A 21,702-nucleotide genomic window follows, 5' to 3' on the forward strand; every position below is an offset into this window, starting at 1 on the left:
CGGGCCGTCACTTCAGCGCTGCCATGGCGATGCGCTGGGCGACCGGGTTCATGGCCTCGCTCTTCGCGTCGGTGGAGTTGACCGAGTAGACGAGGGTGCGGCTGAGGTCGCGGGTGCCGGCGATCAGTGCGCTGTAGCCGTACCGGGCACCCGACTTGAGCCAGTAGACCTTCCCCTCGTACGCGAAGCGCTGGAGGCCCGCGCTGTAGGAGGCGCCGTCGATTCCGGCCGGGACGGTGAACATCTCGCGCAGTTGCGGCCCAGGGACGATCCTGCCCCGGAACAGGGACGTAAGTAGCCGTTCCAGATCGGCGGTCGTGGAGATCATGTCACCGGCCGCGAACCGGTCCGCCTGGTTCCACTCGGTGACGTCCACGAACTCCGTCGTCCCGTCGGCCTTGCGCACCGCCTGGTAACCGTGGTTGTGCGGGCCGATGATGCGCGGGTCGGCGCCGGGGAAGTACGTGTCCCGCATGCCGGCGGGCCGCAGGACGAGCCGCGTGGCCTCGGAGGCGTACGAGCGGCCGGTCACCTTCTCGACCAGCAGACCCAGGATCGTGTAGTTGATGTTGAGGTAGTGCTGCTTCTCGCCGGGGTCGAACTCCGGGCCCTTCGCCGCCGCCGACGCGGCCACCTGTTGCGGGGTCAGCGTGTCGAAGCGGTGCGCGTACACCTCCTCGAAGGAGTCCCCGAGGCCGTCGCCCGGCTGGATGCCGCTGGTGTGGTTGAGCAGCTGCCGCACGGTGATCGGCTGGAACCTCCCGTCGAGCAGGCCGGGCAGGTAGCGCTGGACCGGCTTGTTCAGGTCGATCCTCCGCTCGGCCGCCAGGCGCAGGACGGCCGCCGCCGTCACGACCTTCGTCGTCGAACCGGCCCGGAAGCGGGCGTCGGGGTCGGCCGGCGCGGCGCTCGTCAGGTCGTGCACGCCCGCGCTGCCCCGCCAGGCGCCGTCGGTGCCGCCGACCCGGACGAGGGCGGCGGTCGCGTCCTGGTCGGGGAGTCCGGCGAGCGCGGTGGTCAGGGCGTCGACGTCGAGGCCGTTCGCAGGGTGCGCCGGGGCCGAGGTCGGGGTCGAGGGAGGGGCCGAGGCCGAGTTCGAGGCCGAGGTCGGCGCGGGCGTCGCGAAGGCGGGCGCGGCCAGCGGGCCCGCGGCGAGGGCCGCCACCAGGGAGGCGGCGAGCACGGTGGTGCGACGGCGAGCGTGCATACGGGGGCTCCAGAGGAAGGGGGCCGGAGGATTCGCCATGATCTTCCGACGAGGTGCGTCCCTCGCGGATCGTCGCCGAGGAGGGTGCCCGACCCTGGTCCAACCCTGAGCAACTGCCATGCCGCATAGGGGAGTTGCTCAGGGTGCCCCCTACGGGTGGCGGACCGGCTGCCGGACCGGGTGCCGAAAAGTGTTATCCGAGAGCCGCCCCGGCCGTCTCCCTGGTGTGATCTCCGACCTTGCCAACAGCGGGGTCCCGGCTGAGAGGGTGCGGGCATGAGGACGTACGCCGAGGCCGGCCGGCACTGGAGTGCCACCATCGCCGACGCCCAGGCCGGCGACCGGCGGGCGCTGGACGAGTTGGTGGCGGGCTGGCTGCCGCTGGTCTACAACATCGTCGGCCGCGCCCTGAACGGACACGCCGACGTCGACGACGTCGTGCAGGAGACCATGCTGCGCGCCGTCGACAACCTCGGCTCGCTGCGTGACCCCGACAGCTTCCGCTCCTGGCTGGTCGCGATCGCCATGCGGCAGATCCGGGACCGCGCGCGCCGTAGGACCCCGCAGCGCCTCGACGAGGGCGTGCCGCCCGGCGAAACCGCCGACTTCGCCGAACTCACCGTCCTGCGGCTCCAGTTGGAGGGCCAGCGGCGCGAGGTCGCGGAGGCGGCGCGCTGGCTCGACGACGAGGACCGGCAACTGCTGTCCCTGTGGTGGCTGGAGGTCGGGGGCGAGCTCACCCGCCGCGAGCTGGCCGCGGCCGTCGGCATCAGCAGGCAACACGCCGCCGTACGCGTCCAGCGGGTGAAGGAGCGCCTGGAGGTCTCCCGGGGCATCGTGCGCGCCCTCGAAGGCGCCTGCCCCGACCTGCGCGAACTGACCAGCCGCTGGAACGGCCGGCCGGACTCCGTGTGGCGCAAGCGGCTGGCCCGGCACATCCGCGGCTGCGGCTACTGCGGCGACACCCGTGAGTCCGTCGTACCGGCGGAACGGCTGCTCGTCGGGATCGCGCTGGTCCCGGTGCCGGCCGGCTTCGCGATCTCCGTGGCGCTGGGCGGCAAGACGGCCGCCGCGGCCACCGGCGCGGCCTCCGCCGGCTGGTCCGCGAAGGTGCTGACCGCGCTCACCAAACCGGCCGTCGCGGTCACGGCCGGCGCGACACTCGCCGCGGGCGGCGCCTATGTCGTCGTACAGACCCCCGACGATCCGCCCGCACGCGCGGCCGTGGTCCCCACGGCGGCGAGCACACCCGCCGGCGCCCCGTTCTCGCCCGGCCCCGCCCCGTCCCGCTCGGCCCCGCCGTCGCCGTCCCCCTCGGCGTCGGCGAGCGAGCCGAGCACGGCCCGGTACGGGAGCGCCGTCGACGCCGTCGACAGCGCGCCCGACCCGGACACCCCGCCCGCCGCCCTGCCGCGGCGGCCCGCCGCGGGCGTCACCAGCAGCGGCGGCGCGCACGCCACCATGAACCACCGCGGGGACGGCGTGACGCTCAGCGGCCAGGGTTACGTCCTGGTGCGCTGGCAGATATCGCCGCAGTACCGGTCCGGCGGACTGGTCATGCCGAGCTGGACGGGGCTGAAGGGCAAGCTCTTCCACGTCGCCTCCGGCGGCGGCCGCCGCATGGACGACCCCGTCAGCGCCACGGACACCACCGCCACCGGCATGGGCAGCACGACCACCGGCTACGTCGTCCTGCCGTCCGGCACCCAGCAGATGTGGCAGAACGAGTACTTCTACCTGGCCGGCAGCGTCACCCTCACCGTGAACGAGCGGGGCGCCGACTACGGCCTCAACGTCTTCCCGACGACCTGGGACGCCGTGGAGAAGGACGTCACGAGCGGCCCCGGCCAGGGCGTCGGGCGCTACGGCCTGGTCCGTGACACCGGCGAGGACGACACACCGGTCCCGCAGTACGTCACCCGCGAGACCCCGGCCGACCCGGCGACGGTCCCTCAGGCCTCACGCGTTTGACTTGTACCCCCTCCTGAAGGAGGGGGATTCCGGCCATCCCGTTCGCTGCTGTGGCGCTACGCGACACGTGCTCGGAGCGGGATTCCGTGGCTTCCTGTTTCTTCGCGCTGTGCCGGTACAAGTCCCGGTCTTACCGGCGCTCCGCAGGCTGATACCGCCAGTCCGGCGGCCTGTTTGACGTTGATCGCGGCGTCGTGGTCGCGGTCGTGGACAGTGCCGCAGGGGGGACAGGTCCATTCCCGTACGTGCGCGGGCGACCTTCAACCGGGCCTTGGCCCGGTTCCTCGAACCCTTCTTCTTGCGGGACAGCTCCCGCTGGGCCTTCTTCAGCTTCTTCTCCGCGCGGCGCAGAAACCGCGGGCTGTCGATCTTCGTTCCGTCGGAGAGGACCGCGATGGGGGTACCCCCTCTGGGGGAGGGTCAGGCCCAGGTCGATACCGATCGCGGTCCCGGGGTCTGGATCGCCCCAGCGGGCCCGGTCCGTCTCGTCGTCGGTGTCGATGACGAAGCTGGCGAAGTACCGCCCCGCCGCGTCCAGGATCACCGTCACGCTGGAGGGCACGGCGGGCAGGACCCGCGACCACTTCACCTTCACGTTGCCGATCTTCGGCAGCGACAGCCGCCCACCCTCGGTGATCTTCCAGCGGGCGTTCGCGGTGAACCGGATCGCCTGCCGGGTGTCTTTGCGGGACCTGAAACGCGGTGCACCCACCCGCTTCCCCTTGCGCTCCCCCTTCAGCGAGGCGAAGAAGTTCCGGTACGCGGCCTCAACGTCCCGTAAAGCCTGCTGCAGGACGACCGAGGACACCTCGCCCAGCCAGGACCGCTCAGGAGTGGTCTTGGCCCGGGTGATCAACCGCCGATCGTACGAACACACGACACCCTCTGTCGCCGGGAACACCCGTTCCCCACTTCACCCCCGTGACCCGCAGCGTCCGGCTCCGCCGGAACGACACTGCGGCGCTCCGCCCCACAGTCACGAGATCGGCTTCACCACCGGCGTGAACGCCGATGCACTGCCGATGAAGCCCGGTAGCGGTCCTGGGCCTGGGTCACCTCGTCCCCGTGGTCGTGCGCCCAGGCGCCGAAGGCCTCGATCGGCGGGAGCAACGTCCGCCCCAGGTCGGTGAGTCCGTACTCCACCCGCGGCGGCGACCCGGCGTACGCCTGCCGCGTGACGAGCCCGTTGGACTCCAGCCTGCGCAGCGTCTGCGTCAGCACCTTCTGGCTGATTCCGCCGATGCGTGCCCGCAGCTCGCCGGGGCGTCCGGGCCCGTCCTTGAGGGCCCAGATCACCACCGGGTTCCAGGTGTGGGAGACGAGGTCGAAGGCGAGCCGGGTCCGGCAGTCGGCGAGGAACGCGAGGTCGGTGGTCACGTACCGAATGGTGCCCGAACGGCTTCCTACTGTCATGGGAGATCCACGGAACGCGGGCCCATGGAACGCAGATCCGTGGACGTAGATCCGTGGACGCAGATCCGTGGAACGCGGAGCCGTGGCACAGGAGGAGGAATCATGCGCGTGGGAATTCTCGGTACGGGCGGGATGGCGGATGCGCTGGGCACCCGGTGGCGGCGGGCCGGACACGAGGTGGTCACCGGCGGCCGCTCGGGAGGGCTGCGGGAGGCGGCGGAGGCCGGAACGGACGCGGTGCTGCTGGCGGTGCCGTACGAGGCCGTGGTCGAGCTGGTCGGTGGCCTGGAGGAAGCCCTGCGCGGACGGGTGTTGATCGACTGCACCAATCCGGTGGGCCCGGATTTCGGCCTGCTCACGGCGGGCGGCCCGGCGGCGGCCGAACGCATCGCCGCCGCCGCGCCCACCGCGCAGGTCGTCAAGGCCTTCAACCTGTGCCACGTCGACGTCTGGCGCCTGAACCCGCCCGTCTTCGACGGCCGCCCCCTGGCGGTCCCGCTGTGCGGGGACGACGAAGCGGCCCTGTCCGTCGTACGCCGGCTCGTGCGCGACCTGGGTTGCGAGCCGCTGAACGCGGGGGGACTCGACAGGGCCGGTCTGCTGGAGGCGACGGCGGCCCTGCTGATCCGGCTGTGGCTGGGGGAGGGCGTGGACGCCCAGGCGATCGCGCCGCCGTTGGCGTACGCGGCGGGTCAATACACGTAGGTGTTGCGGGTCATGACGTTGTTGACGGTGGGTTTGGGGTGGTCGGCGGGGAGGGATCGGTTGTGGACGGTCTGGCGCGGACGATGGCTTGGTCTCCTCGTGGACCGAACAGGTGCAGGATCTCCACGGCACTCGTGTCCGCGGGGCCGAACCAGTGGGGCTCGGTGGTGTCGAACTCGGCCACTTCGCCGGGCCGTAGCGTGAAGTCCTGTGCCCCGAGGATGAGGCGTAGCCGACCGGCGAGGACGTAGAGCCATTCGTAGCCCTCGTGGGTGACCAGTTCCGGCTGGCGGGGTGCCAGTACCTGCTTGAAGACCTGCACTCGGCCCGGGTACTGCGTCAGGGGCACGAGGACGCTCCCGGGTTCCTTGTGCAGGGGCCGGAGGTGTACCCGAGGGTCACCGCTGGCCGGCGCCGCCACCAGCTGGTCGAGTGCGACGTGGTGTGCCCGTGCCAGCGGGATGAGCAGGTCCAGAGTCGGACGCCGATTGCCCGATTCCACCCGGGACAGTGTGCTGACCGAGATCCCGGTCGTGGCCGCGAGTGCCTCGAGTGTCAGTCCCCGTTCCTGGCGCAGCCTGCGCAGCCGGGGCCCGATGCCATCGAGAATCTGCTCCAGCTCCGCGTCCCTGGTTCCTGTGTTCATGGATCCAGTTTTGCAGTGTTCGCAAAATCGATGGGCTGTGGCCGTCGCCCTGGCCGAGCCTTGCCGGGCATTGTTCCCGGACATCAGAGGTAGACCGTGACCGCGACGACACACCCTGTTCAACCCATGCTGAGTGCGCGCAGACGCTGGACGGTACTGGCCGTCTGCTGCCTGAGCATGTTCCTGGTGGGCCTGGACACCACCATCGTCAATGTGGGTCTGCCGGCCATCGGGCGCGGCCTGGATGTCGACACGCGCGGTCTCGAATGGATCGTGGACGCCTACACCCTCGTCCTGGCCAGTCTCCTGATCTCCTCCGGCGCACTGGCAGATCGCTTCGGACGCCGCCGGGTGTTCCAGTGCGGGCTGGCCGTGTTCGGCGCGGCGTCACTCCTCTGCGCGCTCGCCCCGTCGGCGGGCGTACTCATCGCGGCCCGCGCCCTGCAGGGCATCGGCGCCTCGATGCTCAGCCCCGTGGCGCTCGCGATCGTGGTGAACGCGATGCCGGACCCGAAGGAACGGGCGCAGGCGATCGGCATCTGGGCGTCAGTGTTCGGACTGAGCATGGCCGCCGGACCTGTCACGGGCGGCGCGCTGCTCGCAGGGCTCGACTGGAGGGCCCTGTTCTGGATCAACGCACCCGTCATCGCGGCCGCTCTGCTGCTCAGTGCGGTGTTCGTGCCGGAGTCCCGGGCACAGCGGGCCCGGCCGCTCGACCTGCCCGGCCAGGTCCTGCTGACCATGGTCCTCGCAGTCGTGGTCGGCGTTCTCATCGAAGGGCCGCGCATCGGCTGGACGTCGCCTGCGGCGCTGGCGGGATACGCATGGGCTGCCGTGGCGACAGCCGGATTCGTGTGGGTCGAGTCCCGCCGATGTGAGCCGCTGATGGATCTGCGGCTCTTCCGGCGCCCGGTCTTCAGCGGTGCCGTCGTGGGCGCGGTGGCGGTCTTCGTCGCCCTGAACATGACACTGCTGCTGAACACCCTATACCTGCAGCACACGCGGGAATGGACGCCGCTGGCCGCCGGCGTGGCGACCTTGCCCTTGGCCGTCGGAGCGGCCGTCTGCGCCCCCTGGTCCGGCCGCATGGTCGGCCGCACGGGACCACGGCTGCCGCTGCTCCTTGCCGGCGGCTTCATCACGGTCGGCGGGCTCTGCCTGGTCCGGCTCACCCCGCACACGAGCGTGCTCCTGCTGCTGGCCGCATACTCGCTCACCGGCATCGGGTTCGGCTTCGCCAACGCCCCGATCACCAACACCGCGGTCAATGGACTGCCACTCGCGCGTGCCGGCGTGGCCGGGGCGATCACCTCCACCGCACGGCAACTCGGCTCCGCCCTCGGCATCGCTCTCGCCGGCGGCCTGGTCACGGCCACGAGCCCGAGGGAGCTCGCACACGCGTCCCGCCCGGGCTGGATCCTGGTCTCCACCTGTGGCGTGCTGCTCTTGCTCGTCGCCCACGTATCGCGGCCGCTCACGGAATCACTCGAATCGAACGGATAGTGACGGACAACGGCTCCTGTTACCGCGCCGACGCCTTCGCCACAGCCCTCCTTGAGGCCCGGCACCAGCGGATCACGCCGTACACCCCACGGCACAACGGCAAGGTCGAGCGCTACAACCGGATCCTGGCCGAAGAATTCCTGTATGCCCGGACATGGACCTCAGAACAGCAGCGCACAGAGGCCCTTGAAGTGTGGAACGTCCACTACAACTACCACCGACCCCATACGGCCGTTGAGAACAGGCCGCCGGCAGCGCAACTACGCCCGGGTGTCACCAACGTCATGGCCTCGTGCACCTAGGCCTGCCGGAGCGGTCAGCCCTGCTTGCGCAGAGCCGTCAGCACCTCGATCCGGTTGGTGGTGATGGAGTCGACGCCCAGGTCGATGAGCCGGCGCATGGAACGCCGGGTGTCGGGGGTCCAGACGGAGAGCAGGTGACCGCCGTGGTGGACGCGGGCGGCCAGGTCCCGGTCCACCAGGGAGAAGCGGTAGTTGAGCCAGCGCGGCTTGACCGCGTCGAGCAGGGCCGGCCGGGGAGGCGCCAGGCTGGTGCAGGTCAGGGCGATCTCGGCGGACGGATCGGCGGCGCGCACGGCCAGCATCGCCATGGCGTCGGCGCAGTAGTAGACCCGGTCCGCCGCCCCCGCCTCGTGGACGACGTCCACGATCCGCCGTGCCGTGCGCACCTCCCGCGTGCCCGGCAGGTCGAGCATCAGCCGGCTGCCCGCGGTCGCCGCCAGCGCCTCCGCGAGGGTCGGGACCGCGCCGGCCGTCAGCCCGCGCACCTCGGCGGCGGAGAGCGACCGCAGGGGCCGGTCCTGCTCCCACAGCCGCTTCAACGTCTCGTCGTGCAGCAGGACGGGCACGCCGTCCCGGGTGAGCCGTACGTCGAACTCGACGGCGTCCGCGCCCTGGTCGAGCGCGGAACGCAGCGAAGCGAGGGTGTTCTCACGGAAGCGGTAGGGGTCGCCGCGATGGGCCACGGCAGTCACGTTGCGCATGGGCCCATTGTGGCGGCCGCCGGTGCTCAGGGGGCGAGCCAGCCCGTCGTGTAGGCGTCGATCTCGGCCCTCAGGCGCGCCTTGCCCGCCTCGTCCAGGAAGGACGCGTCGACCGCGTTCCCGGCGAGGGCGGCGAGGCCCCGCTCGTCCAGGTCGAGGAGGCGGGCGGCCACCGCGTACTCGTTGTCGAGGTCGGTGCCGAACATGGGCGGGTCGTCGGAGTTGATCGTGACCAGGACGCCGGCCCGCACGAACTCCTTGATCGGGTGCTCGTCCAGGGTGCGGACCGCGCGCGTGGCGATGTTCGAGGTCGGGCACACCTCCAGGGCGATCCGGTGCTCGGCGAGGTGCGCGAGCAGCTTCTCGTCCTGCGCGGAACTGGTGCCGTGGCCGATGCGCTCGGCGCGCAGGTGGGTCAGCGCGTCCCACACCGTCTGCGGTCCCGTGGTCTCGCCGGCGTGCGGCACCGACCGCAGCCCGGCGGCGATGGCCCGGTCGAAGTAGGGCTTGAACTGCGGACGCGGTACGCCGACCTCGGGCCCGCCGAGCCCGAAGGAGACCAGCCCCTCGGGGCGGATCCGGTCGTCGGTGGCGAGCCGCGTCGTCTCCTCGGCGGCCTCGAGGCCGGCCTCGCCGGGGATGTCGAAGCACCAGCGCAGCACGGTCCCGAACTCCGCCTCGGCCGCCTTGCGGGCGTCCTCGATGGCGTCCATGAAGGCGAGTTCGTCGATGCCGCGCCGGGTCGAGGAGAACGGGGTGATGGTCAGCTCGGCGTACCGCACCTGCTGGCGGGCCAGATCGCGGGCGACCTCGTACGTCAGCAGCCGGACGTCCTCCGGGGTGCGGATGAGGTCCACGACGGACAGGTACACGTCGATGAAGTGGGCGAAGTCGGTGAACGTGAAGTAGTCGACCAGCGCCTCGGGGTCGGTGGGCACCTTGGAGTCGGGGTGCCGGGCGGCCAGCTCGGAGACGATGCGGGGGGAGGCGGAGCCGACGTGGTGGACGTGCAGTTCGGCCTTGGGCAGCCCGGCGATGAAGGCGTGCACGTCACGGGCGCCGGCCGCGGCGGCGGCGGTGGGACCGGCGGGTGCGCCGGAGACGGGGGAGCCGGTGCCTGAGGTGCCTGGGCCGGGGGAGCCGGGGGCTGCCGCGGATGCGTCGAAGCGGTCGGTCATGGGGTCCTCCCCGGGACGGCGCCCCGGGCCGAGCGGGCCGGACGGGACGCGGGTGATCGGCTGATCGATGAGTCGGGATCATCGTAGGCGGAGCCGGCCGGCGACGGTCGGCGGCCTCGCTCACGGCATCGGCCGCCGCCCACCGCACCGGTCGCCGCCCATGGCACCGGCCGTGGGCCGTAGCATGACGGAACGTACGCAGGGCGGAACGGCGTACGGATGACGGAACGCGAGCGGGAACGCGCGAGCGTGAGCGCGTGCGCGTGGGACGGAACGCCTGGCGGAACGCGGGGCGGAGGGCGACAGAGGGGATCCACGCATGTCCGACGACGCGCCGACTCCGGCCGGTGACGCCGCCCGAGACCCGTGGTCCGCGCCCGCTTCCGACGGGGCGGACGGTCCGCAGGACGCGGTTCCCAAGGTGCCGTTGGACAAGCGCGGGGCGGACACGGGCACGGGCACGACGGGCACGGGTGCGACGAGTACGGGTGCGACGGGCACGGGCATGACGGGAAACGGTGCCGGCTCCATCGGCTCCCCGGCCGCGCCCAACCCCTGGGCCGCGCCGGGCGACAGCGAGCAGAGCGGGGCCGGCTACACCGTCGCCGCGAACGAACCGCTGACCGCCGCCCCCGCCCCCGGCTCTGCCCCCGTCCCCGGCTCTGCCCCCGTCCCCGCGGACCGGACGCCGTCGGCCGTCCATGACCAGCGGACGGTCACCGCGCTGCCCAGCGTGCCCCCGCCGCCCGCGGACGGCACCCCGCAGCCCTGGGCCACGCCCTACGGGACTCCGCCCGCGAACGGCCCGTTCGGGTCCTTCCCGCCGCCCCACCCCGGCATGGCGACGACCGGCGGCCCGCCGGTCAACCCCTTCGCTCCCCCGGGAGCGGTGACGGGCGGAGGCCCGCCGGTCCACCCCGTCAATCCCTTCGCTCCCGCAGGCCCGGGCGGGCCGGTCCCGCCGCCGCCCCTCGCGCCCCACGGGCCCGGCCAGATCCCGTACGGATACCCGGGCGGCTACCCCGGCGGCTACGGCTACCCGTCCCAGCCCCACTACGGGGGCGGCGCTCCAGGCCCCTACGGCTGGCCCGGCGGGGCGGGGGACAGCAACGGCATGGGCATCGCCGGACTCGTGCTCGGGATCGTCTCGGCCGTCGGTTTCTGCATGTGGCCGCTGGCCGTCGTGCTCGGCATCCTCGGCATCACCTTCGGCGCGGTCGGGCGCGGGAAGGCCAGGCGGGGCGAGGCATCGAACCCCGGCCAGGCACTGGCCGGGATCATCTGCGGAAGCGTGGGCATCGTGCTCGCGATCGGACTGGGCGTGCTGATGATCGTGCAGCCCTGAGGCCCCCGCAGGCGCGACCACGACTCGGTCCGCCGCCGTGACTCCGGCCCGCTGCCGCGACCTCGGTCCGCTGTCGTGATTCCGGCCCGTGGCCGTGACTCGGGCCGCCACCCCAGCCCCGCCGCCCACTCCGGCCGCCGCCGCCGACTCCGGCCGCCGCCGCCGACTCCGGCCGCCGCCGGGAATCAGGACGCGGCTCGTACTCTCTCTCGGGCTTCCATCAGCGCGAACCCCAGCAGGTTCGGTCCTCGCCAGCGCTGCGGGTCCATCGCCGCCTCGTCGTCCGCCGCCAGGCCGATGCCCCACACGCGGTCCATGGGGCTCGCCTCCACCAGCACCCGCTCGCCCGTGTTCAGCAGGAACGACCGCAGTCCGGGTTCCGAGGCGAACTTGTGGACGCTGCCCTCGACCACGATCCGGAACCGCTCCCGCTGCCAGGTCTCCTCGTCGAAGCCGCGCACCAGACGCCCCTCCTTCTTGGCCTGGGCGGGAGACTTCGCGGCCAGCGCCCGCTTCTCCGCTTCCGCGTCCTCGAACAGGCGGGCCTTCCCGGCCATCATCCAGTGCTCGGCCGTCGGGTAGGTGACGCCGTCGACCACGAAGGGTGACGGCCACCACTGGCTCAGACAGCTCGAGCCCAGCTTGCCGTCGGGTCGCGGGCGGTGCCCCCAGAAATGCAGGTACGTGATCCTCGCCCCTGCCCGGACCTGCCTGACCAGGGCCTCCAGGCAATCGATCTTCTCCATGCACGCGAGTCTGGCACGCGCCACTGACACTGCGTCCCGCCTTTTCCGTTCCGACTCGACACCTGGTCGACCCGCCTCCGACAGATTTCGTCGCGTAACCAAAAGGCAACAACGGAATCACTTGTTGGAGTGCCCTTGCTCTGTCAGGATCGGCAATCAAATCAAGCTGGAGCTACGCCAGCCGCCGCCGCGCACAGCGGGGCGAAGGCGGAGGAGAGCGACATGCAGGACCGGTTCCCCGCACAGGAACGTTTCGCGGACGGCGCTCAGTACATCGGGGGCCATCTCCGACACGGCACGTCCGGCCAGACCCACTCGGTGGTCGACCCCGCCACCGGCGAGGACGTCCTCACCTACGAGCTGGCCGGCGCCGACGACGTCGACGCGGCCGTCGCCGCCGCCCGCGCCGCCTTCCCGGGCTGGGCCGGCATCACACCGGGCGAGCGTTCCGACGCCCTGCACCGGTTCGCCGCCGTCCTCGCCGACCGCGCCGAGGAACTCGCCCGTGCCGAGTCCCTCCAGTGCGGCAAGCCGCTGAAGCTGACCCGCGAGTTCGACGTGCCGGGCACCGTCGACAACACCGCGTTCTTCGCCGGCGCGGCCCGCCACCTCGCGGGCCAGTCCGCCGGGGAGTACTCCGGTGACCACACCTCCTACGTCCGCCGTGAACCCATCGGCGTCGTGGGCTCCATCGCGCCCTGGAACTACCCCCTCCAGATGGCCGCCTGGAAGATCCTCCCGGCGATCGCGGCGGGCAACACCATCGTGCTCAAGCCCGCCGAGCTCACCCCGCTCACCTCGCTCCTCTTCGCCCAGGCGGCGACGGAGGCCGGGATCCCCGACGGCGTGATCAACATCGTCAGCGGGACCGGACGGGAGGCCGGCGAGCGCCTCGTCGGGCATCCCGACGTCGCCATGACCTCCTTCACCGGCTCCACCGCCGTGGGCAAGCGCGTCGCCGAGGTCGCCACCGCGACCGTCAAGCGGCTCCATCTGGAGCTGGGCGGCAAGGCGCCCTTCGTCGTCTTCGACGACGCCGACCTGGAGGCCGCGGCCAACGGCGCGGTCGCGGGCGCGCTCATCAACACCGGGCAGGACTGCACGGCCGCCACGCGCGCGTACGTGCAACGACCCCTCTACGAGGCGTTCGTCGAACGGACGGCCGCCCTGATGGAGACCGTCCGGCTCGGCGATCCCTTCGCCCCCAAAACCGACCTCGGCCCGCTGGTCTCGCACGTCCAGCGCGACCGGGTCGCCGCCTTCGTCGACCGGGCGCGTGCCTACGCGCGCGTGGTGACCGGCGGTGAGGTTCCGCAGGGGGACCTCAAGAACGGTGCGTACTATCTCCCCACCCTGATCGCGGACGCCGCCCAGGACAGCGAGGTCGTCCAGTCCGAGATCTTCGGCCCGGTCCTGGTGGTGCTGCCCTTCGACGGCGACGACGAGGGCATCGCGCTCGCCAACGACACCTCGTACGGGCTGGCCGCCTCCGCGTGGAGCCGGGACGTCTTCCGGGCGAACCGGGCGACGCGCGAGATCAAGGCCGGGTGCGTGTGGGTCAACGACCACATCCCGATCATCAGCGAGATGCCCCACGGCGGCTATAAGGCCTCCGGCTACGGCAAGGACATGTCAGCGTACTCGTTCGAGGAGTACACGCAGGTAAAGCACGTTATGTTCGATAACACCGCGGTGGCCCGCAAATCCTGGCACCGCACCATCTTCGGGGACTGTTAGAGCGACGACGACCGGCCGCCGACCACGGCCGACCCTCCCGAAAGGGCACCACGCGCATGGAGCAGTACGAGCCCGACCGCCTGAGCCCGGCCCAAGTGGCCGCCATGCGGCGCAGTCTCCGCAACGGCAGGGCGGCCATGACCCGCCGGTCGCTGCTGCGCGCCTCCACGGGAGGCGCCCTGGCGCTGGGCGGCCTCGGCGCGCTCAGCGCCTGCGGGATCCCCGCGGCCGGCAAGACCGAGGGCGGCACGTCCGCCGACGACCACTCGGCCAAGGAGAAGACCGTCAGCTTCTCCAACTGGACCGAGTACATGGACGTCGACGACAGCGGAAAGCACCACCCGACGCTCGCCGCCTTCACCCGGCGCACCGGCATCAAGGTCAAGTACACGGAGGACATCAACGACAACAACGAGTTCTTCGGCAAGATCAAGCCACAGCTCGCCGCGGGCCAGGACACCGGCCGCGACATCATCGTCCTCACCGACTGGCTGGCCGCCCGCCTCATCCGCCTCGGGTGGGTCCAGAAACTGGACCCGTCCAACCTGCCGCACGCCTACGCCAATCTGTCGGGCCAGTTCCGCAGCCCCGACTGGGACCCGGGCCGGGCGTACTCGTATCCCTGGCAGGGCATCTCCACGGTGATCGCCTACAACAAGAAGGCGCTCGACGGCGTCGAGGTGAAGTCGGTCTCCGACCTGCTCGACAACCCCAAGCTCAAGGGCCGCGTCGGCTTCCTCACCGAGATGCGCGACAGCATGGGCATGACGCTGCTGGACATGGGCAAGGACCCGGCGAAGTTCACCGACGACGACTACGACGCCGCCATCGCCCGCCTCCAGAAGGGCGTCGACAGCGGTCAGATCCGCCGCTTCACCGGCAACGACTACACCTCCGACATCACCAGCGGCGACTTCGCGGCCTGTATCGCCTGGGCCGGTGACGTCGTACAGCTGAAGGCGGACAGTCCCGACGTCGACTTCGTCATCCCGGACAGCGGCTATCTGACGTCCAGCGACAACATGCTGATCCCCAACAAGGCACGTCACAAGACGAACGCCGAACGGCTCATGGACTACTACTACGAGCCGGAGCCGGCCGCCGAACTCGCCGCGTACATCAACTACGTCTGTCCGGTGGACGGCGTGAAGGACGCACTGGCGAAGATCGACGAGGATGCGGCGAACAACCCGCTGATCATCCCTGACAAGGCCATGCAGGCGAAGTCGCACTCCTTCCGCTCGCTGAGCTCGAAGGAAGAGACCGCCTATGAGGCGAAGTTCGCGAAGCTCACTGGGGCGTGACGACGATGAAGACGACCAACAGCGGCAGCGGCGACGTCCGCCTGACCGGCATCAGCAAGACCTACGGCTCCTTCGCCGCCGTCCACCCGCTCGACCTGACCGTCCCGCAGGGCTCGTTCTTCGCCCTGCTCGGCGCCTCCGGCTGCGGCAAGACCACCACCCTGCGGATGATCGCCGGTCTGGAGGAACCTTCCTCCGGGACCGTCCACCTCGGCGACCAGGACGTGACGGCACTCCCGCCGTACAAGCGGCCGGTGAACACCGTCTTCCAGTCCTACGCCCTCTTCCCGCACCTCGACATCTTCGAGAACGTCGCCTTCGGTCTGCGCCGGCGCGGCATCAAGAGCGTGAAGAAGCAGGTCGAGGACATGCTGGAGCTCGTCCAGCTCGGCGAGCAGGCCCGTAAGAAGCCGCACCAGCTCTCCGGCGGCCAGCAGCAGCGCGTCGCCGTGGCCCGCGCCCTGATCAACACCCCCAAGGTGCTGCTGCTCGACGAGCCCCTCGGCGCCCTCGACCTCAAGCTGCGCCGCCAGATGCAGCTGGAGCTCAAGCGCATCCAGACCGAGGTCGGCATCACCTTCGTGCACGTCACGCACGACCAGGAGGAGGCCATGACGATGGCCGACACGGTCGCCGTGATGAACGCGGGCCGGGTCGAGCAGCTCGGCTCGCCGAGCGACCTCTACGAGAACCCGAACACCACCTTCGTCGCCAACTTCCTCGGCACCTCGAACCTCATCGAGGCCGAGGTCGACACCAAGAGCGGCGACGACATCGTGTTGAAGGCGGGCGGCGGCAAACTCGTCCTGCCCGGGTCGCGTTGCGCCGCGCCCACGACGACCGGCGGCAAGGTGCTGGTCGGCGTCCGCCCGGAGAAGATCTCCCTCACCCACGCCGACGACGCCGGTGAGATACCCGAGGGCCGCAACCGCATCACCGGGCGGATCGCCAACTCGTCGTTCATCGGCGTCTCCACCCAGTACGTCATCGACAGCTCGGTCTGCCCCGAGTTCGAGGTCTACGCCCAGAACATCGACCGGGACGCCCGGCTCGCCCCCGGCGCCGAGGTCGTCCTGCACTGGAGCCCCGCCCACACCTTCGGCCTGGACGCGGCCCAGGACATCGACGCGGGCATCCAGGAAGAGGCGGCCCTCTGATGGCGACGCTCACCGAGGCGCCCCCGCCTCTCTCCCCGACGGCGCCGACGACGAAGCCGCCCCGCAAGCGCGGGCGCTGGACGCCGTACTGGCTGCTGCTGCCCGGTCTGCTCTGGCTGTTCGTGTTCTTCGCGCTGCCGATGATCTACCAGGCCTCCACGTCCGTGCAGACGGGCTCCCTGGAGGAGGGCTACAAGGTCACCTGGCACCTCGCGACCTACTGGGACGCGTTGAGCGAGTACTGGCCGCAGTTCCTGCGCTCGGTCCTCTACGCGGCCGCGGCGACGGTCCTGTGCCTGGTGCTCGGCTACCCGCTGGCCTATCTGATCGCCTTCCGGGCCGGCCGCTGGCGGAACCTGATCATGATCCTGGTGATCGCGCCCTTCTTCACCAGCTTCCTGATCCGCACCCTCGCCTGGAAGACGATCCTCGCGGACGGCGGCCCGGTCGTCGGCGCCCTCAACACCCTGCACGTCCTCGACGTCACCAGCTGGCTCGGCTGGACCGCGGGCGACCGGGTCCTGGCCACCCCGCTCGCGGTGGTCTGCGGTCTGACGTACAACTTCCTGCCCTTCATGGTCCTGCCGCTCTACACCTCGCTCGAGCGCATCGACGGGCGGCTGCACGAGGCGGCCGGGGACCTGTACGCCAGGCCGGTCACCACGTTCCGCAAGGTCACCTTCCCGCTGTCGATGCCGGGCGTGGTCTCCGGGACGCTGCTGACCTTCATCCCGGCGGCCGGCGACTACGTCAACGCGGAACTCCTCGGCTCCACGGACACCCGCATGATCGGAAACGTGATCCAGACGCAGTTCCTGCGGGTGCTGGACTATCCGACGGCAGCGGCCCTCTCCTTCATCCTGATGGCCGCGATCTTGCTCATGGTCACTCTCTACATCCGCAGGTCCGGGACGGAGGATCTGGTCTAAATGCCCTTCGTCAACTGGCTCAAGCGCCATTTCGTGGTCATCGCGGGACTTCTCACGCTCGCTTATCTCCTGCTGCCGAACATCGTCGTCACGGTGTTCTCCTTCAATAAACCGAAGGGGCGTTTCAACTACCAGTGGCAGCAGTTCTCCACCGAGGCCTGGCAGGACCCGTGCGGGGTCGCCGGGCTGTGCGGGTCGCTGTCGCTCAGCCTTCAGATCGCGGTCTGGGCGACCATCGGGGCGACCGCGCTCGGCACGATGATCGCCTTCGCGCTCGTCCGCTACCGGTTCCGCGCGCGGGGCGCCGTCAACTCGCTGATCTTCCTGCCCATGGCGATGCCCGAGGTCGTCATGGCCGCCTCGCTGCTGACCCTGTTCCTCAACCTGGGCGCCCAGCTGGGGTTCTGGACCATCCTCATCGCGCACATCATGTTCTGCCTCAGCTTCGTCGTGACGGCGGTGAAGGCGCGCGTCATGTCGATGGACCCGCGCCTGGAGCAGGCCGCCCAGGACCTCTACGCCGGGCCGGCGCAGACGTTCCTGCGCGTCACGCTGCCCATCGCCGCCCCCGGAATCGCCGCGGGCGCGCTGCTCGCCTTCGCGCTCTCCTTCGACGATTTCATCATCACCAATTTCAACGCGGGTTCGACCGTCACCTTCCCCATGTTCGTCTGGGGATCGGCACAGCGCGGAACGCCCGTTCAGATCAATGTCATCGGCACGGCCATGTTCCTGATCGCCGTACTGTTCGTCCTGACCTCGATGGTCATCGGAAATCGCCGCAACAAGCAAAAGGCGTAATCGGAAAAGCCCCTGTAGGGAGTTGAAATCATGGCCCCAAGCGCCATGAACCGGTGGATCACTTCTCTTTCCGACGCACAGCCGGTGCCGTACTGGCTGGAAGATCCCGGCAAGCCGCACCCCGAACCCGCGCTCACCGGCCCCGAGACCTGCGATCTGCTGGTCGTCGGCGGCGGCTACAGCGGACTGTGGACCGCGCTCGTCGCCAAGGAGCGCGAGCCGCAGCGGGACGTGGTGCTGCTGGAGGGCCGCGAGGTGGGCTGGGCCGCCTCGGGCCGCAACGGAGGCTTCTGCGCGGCCTCCCTCACCCACGGGCTGCCCAACGGGCTCGCCCGCTGGCCGGACGAGATCCACCGGCTGGAGGAGCTGGGCAGGCGCAACCTCGACGAGATCGAGGCGGCGATCGCCCGGCACGGCATCGACTGCGACTTCGAGCGCACCGGCGAGATCGACGTCGCCACCGAGCCGTACCAGGCGCGGGAGCTGCGCGACTGGTACGAGGAGCTCGAAGCCAAGGGCCTCGCCGACGGCATCGAGTTCCTCGACGCGGACGCCGTGCGCGAACAGGTCGCCTCGCCCACCTTCCAGGCGGGTCTGTACGACCGCCGGGGCGTGGCCATGCTCCATCCCGCCAAGCTCGCCTGGGGTCTGAAGCAGGCCTGCCTGCGCCTCGGCGTCCGTGTCTACGAGCACACCCCCGCCCTGGCGCTGAAGCCCTACGGCGCCGGAATGGCCGTGGGCACCCCCTACGGGCAGGTGCGGGCCCGGCAGGTCGCGCTCGGCACCAACATCTTCCCCAACCTGGTCAAGCGGGTGCGGGCGTACACCGTCCCGGTCTACGACTACGCGCTGATGACCGAGCCGCTGAGCGCCGACCGGCTCGACTCGATCGGATGGAAGAACCGGCAGGGCCTCGGCGACTCGGCCAACCAGTTCCACTACTTCCGGCTGTCGGCCGACAACCGGATCCTGTGGGGCGGATACGACGCGGTCTACCCCTACGGGGGCCGGGTGCGCGCCGAGTACGACGACCGGCCGGAGACGTACGCCAAGCTCGCCGACCATTTCTTCGGCTGCTTCCCGCAGCTGGAGGGCGTGCGCTTCACCCACGCGTGGGGCGGGGCGATCGACACCTGCTCGCGCTTCTCGGCGTTCTTCGGCACGGCCCATCAGGGGAAGGTGGCCTACGCCGCCGGGTACACGGGCTTGGGCGTAGGGGCCACCCGCTTCGGGGCCGAGGTGATGCTGGACCTGCTGGCGGGGGAGAGCACCGAGCGGACCTCGCTCGAGATGGTCCGCAAGAAGCCGCTGCCCTTCCCGCCCGAACCCTTCGCCTGGACCGGCATCGCCCTCACCAAGTGGTCGCTGGCCCGCGCCGACGCGCACGGCGGGCGGCGCAACCTGTGGCTGAGGACGATGGACCGGCTGGGGCTGGGCTTCGACAGCTGACCGATCCCGGTGCGCTGTGACCCGGTTCACTCCAACGGGTGGCCCCGACCCGCGTAATGCCCGGCGGGAACCTCCCTCTCCGTCGTGACGCGACCGCGTCCACGAAGGAAAGGGAGGTCTTCTCATGGCTGGGGCGAAGACGGCCGTCGAATGGCTGGCATCCGTCGCACCGGATCCCGAGGCATGCCGCTGGGAGTGGGAACGCAACCCCCTGGGAGTGGCGCTGCTGCCCGCGGGCAGGGCCTGGGACGTACTCATCCTGCCGGGCGAGCTCGGCTATCCCACCCTCGACGTGCTCACCCGGATCCTGCACCGACCGGGTCCCGTGCTGGTCGACTTCGGAGACAACCGCATGGGTTTCTTCGTGGCGCCCGGCACGGCCGCCCGCTGGCTCGGCACCGGCATCCGCACGGCCGGGGCCGGCACCTGGATCGTCGTGCCGTATCCGGGCCGCTCGACCCGGGGCGTCCGCTGGCTGGTCCCGCCGGACGGCTCCGGCACCCTGACCGATGCGGCGCTGCTCGAACTGGCGATGCACGAGGCGGCGGCGGGACTGGCCGGCGGAGAGAGCGGCTGACCGACCGCACCTCGCCGCCGCGGTACCCGGCCACCGACCCGGTCGGGGCCGACACGGACGCCTCCGGCGAAGGCCACGACCGCCTGCCGTCGGCTGTCTGCTGCCCGCCGCCCGCCGCCTGTGCCTGCGCCCGCCGCCTGTGCCTGCGGCTGCGCCTGCCGCTTGCCGCCTGTGCCTGCGGCTGTGCCTGCTGCCTGCGGCTGCGCTATCGCCTGCGTCTGCCGCCTTTGTTCTGCGCCTGCGTCTGCGAGTGTGCCTGTGTCTGTCGTCGGTGACGGGGTCTCGCATCGGCGTTGTGTCGTGTTACTCCGTCGAGGTGGCCTTCAGGGCCAGCCACAGCTCCATCCGGACGTCCGGGTCGTCCAGTGAACGTCCGAGGATCTCCTCCACCCGCCGCATCCGGTAGCGCAGGGTGTGCCGGTGGACGCCCAGGTCGGCCGCCGCCGCGTCCCACTGGCCGTGGCGGGAGAGCCAGGCCCGCAGCGAGGCGACCAGGTCGCCGCGGCCGGTCGCGTCGTGTTCGTGCAGGGCGCGCAGCAGACCGTCCGCGAACGCCTTCACCGCGTCGTCCGCGAGAAGGGGCAGCACGGAGCCCGCCGCGAGCTGCTCGTGCTCCACGAGGACCCGTCCCCGGCGCCGCGCCACCGACAGGGCCTGCTCGGCCTGCTTGTACGCGGCCGCCGCGGCGATCGGCCCGGCCGGCGCGGACAGGCCCACGACGAGTCCGTCCTCGTCGCCGAACTCGGGCCCGGCGCCTCCGGCCGCCCGGGTCTCCTCCAGCGCCGACGTGTACTGCGCACACGCCGCCGCGGCCGCGCCGCCGTCCGCGACCAGGGCCACCAGCCGGTCGCCCTCGGGCACCACCAGCACGGCCTCCCCGGACCGGGCGGCCGCCGACTCGACGGCCTCGGTGAGACCGTCGAAGGGGTCACCGCCCGCGTCGCCCGTGGCCGAAGCCGTCGCCGTGTCGGCGACGATCACCCGGAACGGGGCGTCGAGCAGGCCGCCGTACAGGTCCCCGGCGACGGCCCGCGCGTGGTCGGGCTCGCCGGCCAGCAGCATGCACAGCACCGCCGCACCGATCCGCTGCTGTGCCGCGTGCAGCGAGCGGGAGCGTTCCGTGGTCAGGGTGAGCAGCGCGATGGCCGAATGGACGGCGTACCGCTCGGCGGTGCCGGGAGCCGAGGCGGTGCCGACCGCGAGCGCGGCGCGCGGGCGCCGGCCGGTGCCCAGGGAGTGCAGCTCGATCCGGTCGTCGTGCCGGTCGTCGGATCCGGAGCGCTCCGGACCCCCGCCGCCGCCCACCACCGCCGAGGCCGGGGCCGGCCGTTCCCGCAGCCGTTCCACCTCCGCCGTGAGCCGCGCCGCCCGTCGGCCCGCCCACTCCGGCGCGGCTCCCACGACGGCGCCCGAGGCGTCGTACAGGGCCGCCCACCCGTCGACCTGGGCCGCGAGCGCGCGGAGCAGCCCCTGCGGGCCGTCGGTCAGCGCCTGCTTCGTCAGCTCGCGCTGGGCCGCGAACCCGGCCGTGACCGCCCGGTACTGGTCGGCCGCGATCGCCGCCGACACCGCCTTGCTGATGGCGATGAAGGGCGTGCGGCGCGGGACCTCCAGCAGGGGCAGGCCCTCCTCCTCGGCCGCGTCCACGAGGGCCTTCGGGATGTCGTCGTAGTTGACGCCGACGGCGAAGCCCAGCCCCACCACCCCGGCCTTGGCCAGCCGCCGCACATAGCGCCGCATGGCCTCCGGCTCCTCCGCGTCCAGCTTGAGCGCGGTGATCAGCAGCAGCTCCCCGCCCTCCATGTACGGCACGGGGTCCGCGAGCTCGCTGACGTGCGCCCAGCGCACCGGCACGTCCAGCCGGTCCCCGCCCGCCCGCACGGTCAGTTTCAGCGCGGAGTGGTGGACGAGCGAGGCGAGCGTGGGAGGCATGGGGCCTTCAGATCGGGGGAGTGTCCGGCGGCGTGATCTTTTGGCCGCCGCGTATGAACGGTCTTCCCCGATTCTGCCTCACTGTACGGACCGCGGACG

General features: G+C 71.3%; 18 protein-coding genes and 3 pseudogenes. 12 read left to right on the forward strand and 9 right to left on the reverse strand.

Features of this window, described 5'->3' with window-relative positions; genetic code table 11:
• Positions 1-7: 7 nt before the first annotated feature.
• Positions 8-1,207, reverse strand: a complete 1,200-nt coding sequence (locus ACIRPU_RS24040) for a serine hydrolase domain-containing protein (protein ID WP_403870571.1) — start codon at positions 1,205-1,207, stop codon at positions 8-10.
• A 276-nt stretch (positions 1,208-1,483) separates the two neighbouring features.
• Between ACIRPU_RS24040 and ACIRPU_RS24045 the strand changes: the two genes are divergently transcribed.
• Positions 1,484-3,178, forward strand: a complete 1,695-nt coding sequence (locus ACIRPU_RS24045) for an RNA polymerase sigma factor (RefSeq protein WP_403870574.1) — start codon at positions 1,484-1,486, stop codon at positions 3,176-3,178.
• Between the two features lie 56 nt (positions 3,179-3,234).
• Here the strand turns inward: ACIRPU_RS24045 and ACIRPU_RS24050 are convergent.
• From ACIRPU_RS24050 to ACIRPU_RS24060, 3 genes and pseudogenes are all read right to left on the reverse strand, one after another.
• A pseudogene (locus ACIRPU_RS24050) lies at positions 3,235-3,393 on the reverse strand (RNA-guided endonuclease TnpB family protein); the annotation flags it as partial.
• Between the two features lie 91 nt (positions 3,394-3,484).
• Positions 3,485-3,574, reverse strand: a pseudogene (locus tag ACIRPU_RS24055) (hypothetical protein); the annotation flags it as partial.
• A 594-nt stretch (positions 3,575-4,168) separates the two neighbouring features.
• Positions 4,169-4,555, reverse strand: a complete 387-nt coding sequence (locus ACIRPU_RS24060; protein WP_403870577.1) for a winged helix-turn-helix transcriptional regulator — start codon at positions 4,553-4,555, stop codon at positions 4,169-4,171.
• Between the two features lie 138 nt (positions 4,556-4,693).
• Here ACIRPU_RS24060 and ACIRPU_RS24065 point away from each other — a divergent pair, with 138 nt between their 5' ends.
• On the forward strand, positions 4,694-5,296 hold the full coding sequence (locus ACIRPU_RS24065) for an NADPH-dependent F420 reductase (RefSeq protein ID WP_403870580.1): 603 nt from the start codon (positions 4,694-4,696) through the stop codon (positions 5,294-5,296).
• Between the two features lie 10 nt (positions 5,297-5,306).
• On the opposite strand, the gene ACIRPU_RS24070 is transcribed toward ACIRPU_RS24065, so the two are convergent.
• Positions 5,307-5,942: a helix-turn-helix domain-containing protein gene (locus ACIRPU_RS24070; protein ID WP_403870583.1), complete on the reverse strand. Its 636-nt coding sequence runs from the start codon at positions 5,940-5,942 to the stop codon at positions 5,307-5,309.
• A 126-nt stretch (positions 5,943-6,068) separates the two neighbouring features.
• Here ACIRPU_RS24070 and ACIRPU_RS24075 point away from each other — a divergent pair, with 126 nt between their 5' ends.
• Positions 6,069-7,445 (forward strand): MFS transporter, encoded by a 1,377-nt coding sequence (locus ACIRPU_RS24075; protein ID WP_403870586.1) that lies wholly within the window; start codon positions 6,069-6,071, stop codon positions 7,443-7,445.
• A pseudogene (locus ACIRPU_RS24080) lies at positions 7,412-7,747 on the forward strand (integrase core domain-containing protein); the annotation flags it as partial. The gene ACIRPU_RS24075 and the pseudogene ACIRPU_RS24080, both read left to right, overlap by 34 nt.
• 14 nt (positions 7,748-7,761) lie before the next feature.
• Here the strand turns inward: ACIRPU_RS24080 and ACIRPU_RS24085 are convergent.
• Positions 7,762-8,448: a glycerophosphodiester phosphodiesterase gene (locus ACIRPU_RS24085; protein ID WP_403870589.1), complete on the reverse strand. Its 687-nt coding sequence runs from the start codon at positions 8,446-8,448 to the stop codon at positions 7,762-7,764.
• Positions 8,449-8,474: 26 nt separating this feature from the next.
• Positions 8,475-9,626 carry an adenosine deaminase gene (locus tag ACIRPU_RS24090; RefSeq protein ID WP_403870591.1) on the reverse strand — a complete coding sequence of 384 codons (1,152 nt, stop codon included), beginning with the start codon at positions 9,624-9,626 and terminating at the stop codon, positions 8,475-8,477.
• Between the two features lie 319 nt (positions 9,627-9,945).
• On the opposite strand from ACIRPU_RS24090, the gene ACIRPU_RS24095 reads away from it, so the two are divergent.
• Positions 9,946-10,971 carry a DUF4190 domain-containing protein gene (locus ACIRPU_RS24095; RefSeq protein ID WP_403870594.1) on the forward strand — a complete coding sequence of 342 codons (1,026 nt, stop codon included), beginning with the start codon at positions 9,946-9,948 and terminating at the stop codon, positions 10,969-10,971.
• A 185-nt stretch (positions 10,972-11,156) separates the two neighbouring features.
• Here the strand turns inward: ACIRPU_RS24095 and ACIRPU_RS24100 are convergent, their stop codons facing one another.
• On the reverse strand, positions 11,157-11,717 hold the full coding sequence (locus tag ACIRPU_RS24100) for an NADAR family protein (protein ID WP_403870597.1): 561 nt from the start codon (positions 11,715-11,717) through the stop codon (positions 11,157-11,159).
• Between the two features lie 222 nt (positions 11,718-11,939).
• Here ACIRPU_RS24100 and ACIRPU_RS24105 point away from each other — a divergent pair, with 222 nt between their 5' ends.
• From ACIRPU_RS24105 to ACIRPU_RS24135, 7 genes are all read left to right on the forward strand, one after another.
• Complete coding sequence (locus tag ACIRPU_RS24105) at positions 11,940-13,454, forward strand: gamma-aminobutyraldehyde dehydrogenase (protein ID WP_403870600.1); 1,515 nt, start codon at positions 11,940-11,942, stop codon at positions 13,452-13,454.
• A gap of 56 nt (positions 13,455-13,510) precedes the next feature.
• Positions 13,511-14,758, forward strand: a complete 1,248-nt coding sequence (locus ACIRPU_RS24110; RefSeq protein WP_403870603.1) for a spermidine/putrescine ABC transporter substrate-binding protein — start codon at positions 13,511-13,513, stop codon at positions 14,756-14,758.
• Between the two features lie 5 nt (positions 14,759-14,763).
• Complete coding sequence (locus tag ACIRPU_RS24115; protein ID WP_403870703.1) at positions 14,764-15,915, forward strand: ABC transporter ATP-binding protein; 1,152 nt, start codon at positions 14,764-14,766, stop codon at positions 15,913-15,915.
• Complete coding sequence (locus ACIRPU_RS24120; RefSeq protein WP_355705127.1) at positions 15,915-16,844, forward strand: ABC transporter permease; 930 nt, start codon at positions 15,915-15,917, stop codon at positions 16,842-16,844. Before ACIRPU_RS24115 ends, ACIRPU_RS24120 begins: the two co-directional genes overlap by 1 nt.
• A complete protein-coding gene (locus ACIRPU_RS24125) occupies positions 16,845-17,645 on the forward strand; it encodes an ABC transporter permease (RefSeq protein WP_403870607.1) in 801 nt (266 codons plus the stop codon). It abuts the gene before it with no gap.
• Positions 17,646-17,675: 30 nt separating this feature from the next.
• Positions 17,676-19,094: an NAD(P)/FAD-dependent oxidoreductase gene (locus tag ACIRPU_RS24130; RefSeq protein WP_403870610.1), complete on the forward strand. Its 1,419-nt coding sequence runs from the start codon at positions 17,676-17,678 to the stop codon at positions 19,092-19,094.
• Positions 19,095-19,218: 124 nt separating this feature from the next.
• Entirely contained in the window at positions 19,219-19,671 is a 453-nt protein-coding gene (locus ACIRPU_RS24135) for a hypothetical protein (protein ID WP_403870613.1), read from the forward strand.
• A gap of 303 nt (positions 19,672-19,974) precedes the next feature.
• On the opposite strand, the gene ACIRPU_RS24140 is transcribed toward ACIRPU_RS24135, so the two are convergent.
• Positions 19,975-21,603: a PucR family transcriptional regulator gene (locus ACIRPU_RS24140; RefSeq protein WP_403870616.1), complete on the reverse strand. Its 1,629-nt coding sequence runs from the start codon at positions 21,601-21,603 to the stop codon at positions 19,975-19,977.
• Positions 21,604-21,702: the final 99 nt, after the last annotated feature.

Source organism: Streptomyces sp. NPDC102259 (genome assembly GCF_044766465.1).
Lineage (GTDB): Bacteria > Actinomycetota > Actinomycetes > Streptomycetales > Streptomycetaceae > Streptomyces.

What these genes read in the sequence shown, in the direction of transcription:
- ACIRPU_RS24100 (WP_403870597.1), bottom strand. Translation starts at nt 11,717, where the DNA reads ATGGAGAAGATCGATTGCCTGGAGGCCCTGGTCAGGCAGGTCCGGGCA.
- ACIRPU_RS24040 (WP_403870571.1), bottom strand. Translation starts at nt 1,207, where the DNA reads ATGCACGCTCGCCGTCGCACCACCGTGCTCGCCGCCTCCCTGGTGGCG.
- ACIRPU_RS24075 (WP_403870586.1), top strand. Translation starts at nt 6,069, where the DNA reads ATGCTGAGTGCGCGCAGACGCTGGACGGTACTGGCCGTCTGCTGCCTG.
- ACIRPU_RS24085 (WP_403870589.1), bottom strand. Translation starts at nt 8,448, where the DNA reads ATGCGCAACGTGACTGCCGTGGCCCATCGCGGCGACCCCTACCGCTTC.
- ACIRPU_RS24125 (WP_403870607.1), top strand. Translation starts at nt 16,845, where the DNA reads ATGCCCTTCGTCAACTGGCTCAAGCGCCATTTCGTGGTCATCGCGGGA.
- ACIRPU_RS24045 (WP_403870574.1), top strand. Translation starts at nt 1,484, where the DNA reads ATGAGGACGTACGCCGAGGCCGGCCGGCACTGGAGTGCCACCATCGCC.
- ACIRPU_RS24120 (WP_355705127.1), top strand. Translation starts at nt 15,915, where the DNA reads ATGGCGACGCTCACCGAGGCGCCCCCGCCTCTCTCCCCGACGGCGCCG.
- ACIRPU_RS24140 (WP_403870616.1), bottom strand. Translation starts at nt 21,603, where the DNA reads ATGCCTCCCACGCTCGCCTCGCTCGTCCACCACTCCGCGCTGAAACTG.
- ACIRPU_RS24105 (WP_403870600.1), top strand. Translation starts at nt 11,940, where the DNA reads ATGCAGGACCGGTTCCCCGCACAGGAACGTTTCGCGGACGGCGCTCAG.
- ACIRPU_RS24090 (WP_403870591.1), bottom strand. Translation starts at nt 9,626, where the DNA reads ATGACCGACCGCTTCGACGCATCCGCGGCAGCCCCCGGCTCCCCCGGC.
- ACIRPU_RS24070 (WP_403870583.1), bottom strand. Translation starts at nt 5,942, where the DNA reads ATGAACACAGGAACCAGGGACGCGGAGCTGGAGCAGATTCTCGATGGC.
- ACIRPU_RS24095 (WP_403870594.1), top strand. Translation starts at nt 9,946, where the DNA reads ATGTCCGACGACGCGCCGACTCCGGCCGGTGACGCCGCCCGAGACCCG.
- ACIRPU_RS24065 (WP_403870580.1), top strand. Translation starts at nt 4,694, where the DNA reads ATGCGCGTGGGAATTCTCGGTACGGGCGGGATGGCGGATGCGCTGGGC.
- ACIRPU_RS24130 (WP_403870610.1), top strand. Translation starts at nt 17,676, where the DNA reads ATGGCCCCAAGCGCCATGAACCGGTGGATCACTTCTCTTTCCGACGCA.
- ACIRPU_RS24135 (WP_403870613.1), top strand. Translation starts at nt 19,219, where the DNA reads ATGGCTGGGGCGAAGACGGCCGTCGAATGGCTGGCATCCGTCGCACCG.
- ACIRPU_RS24115 (WP_403870703.1), top strand. Translation starts at nt 14,764, where the DNA reads ATGAAGACGACCAACAGCGGCAGCGGCGACGTCCGCCTGACCGGCATC.
- ACIRPU_RS24110 (WP_403870603.1), top strand. Translation starts at nt 13,511, where the DNA reads ATGGAGCAGTACGAGCCCGACCGCCTGAGCCCGGCCCAAGTGGCCGCC.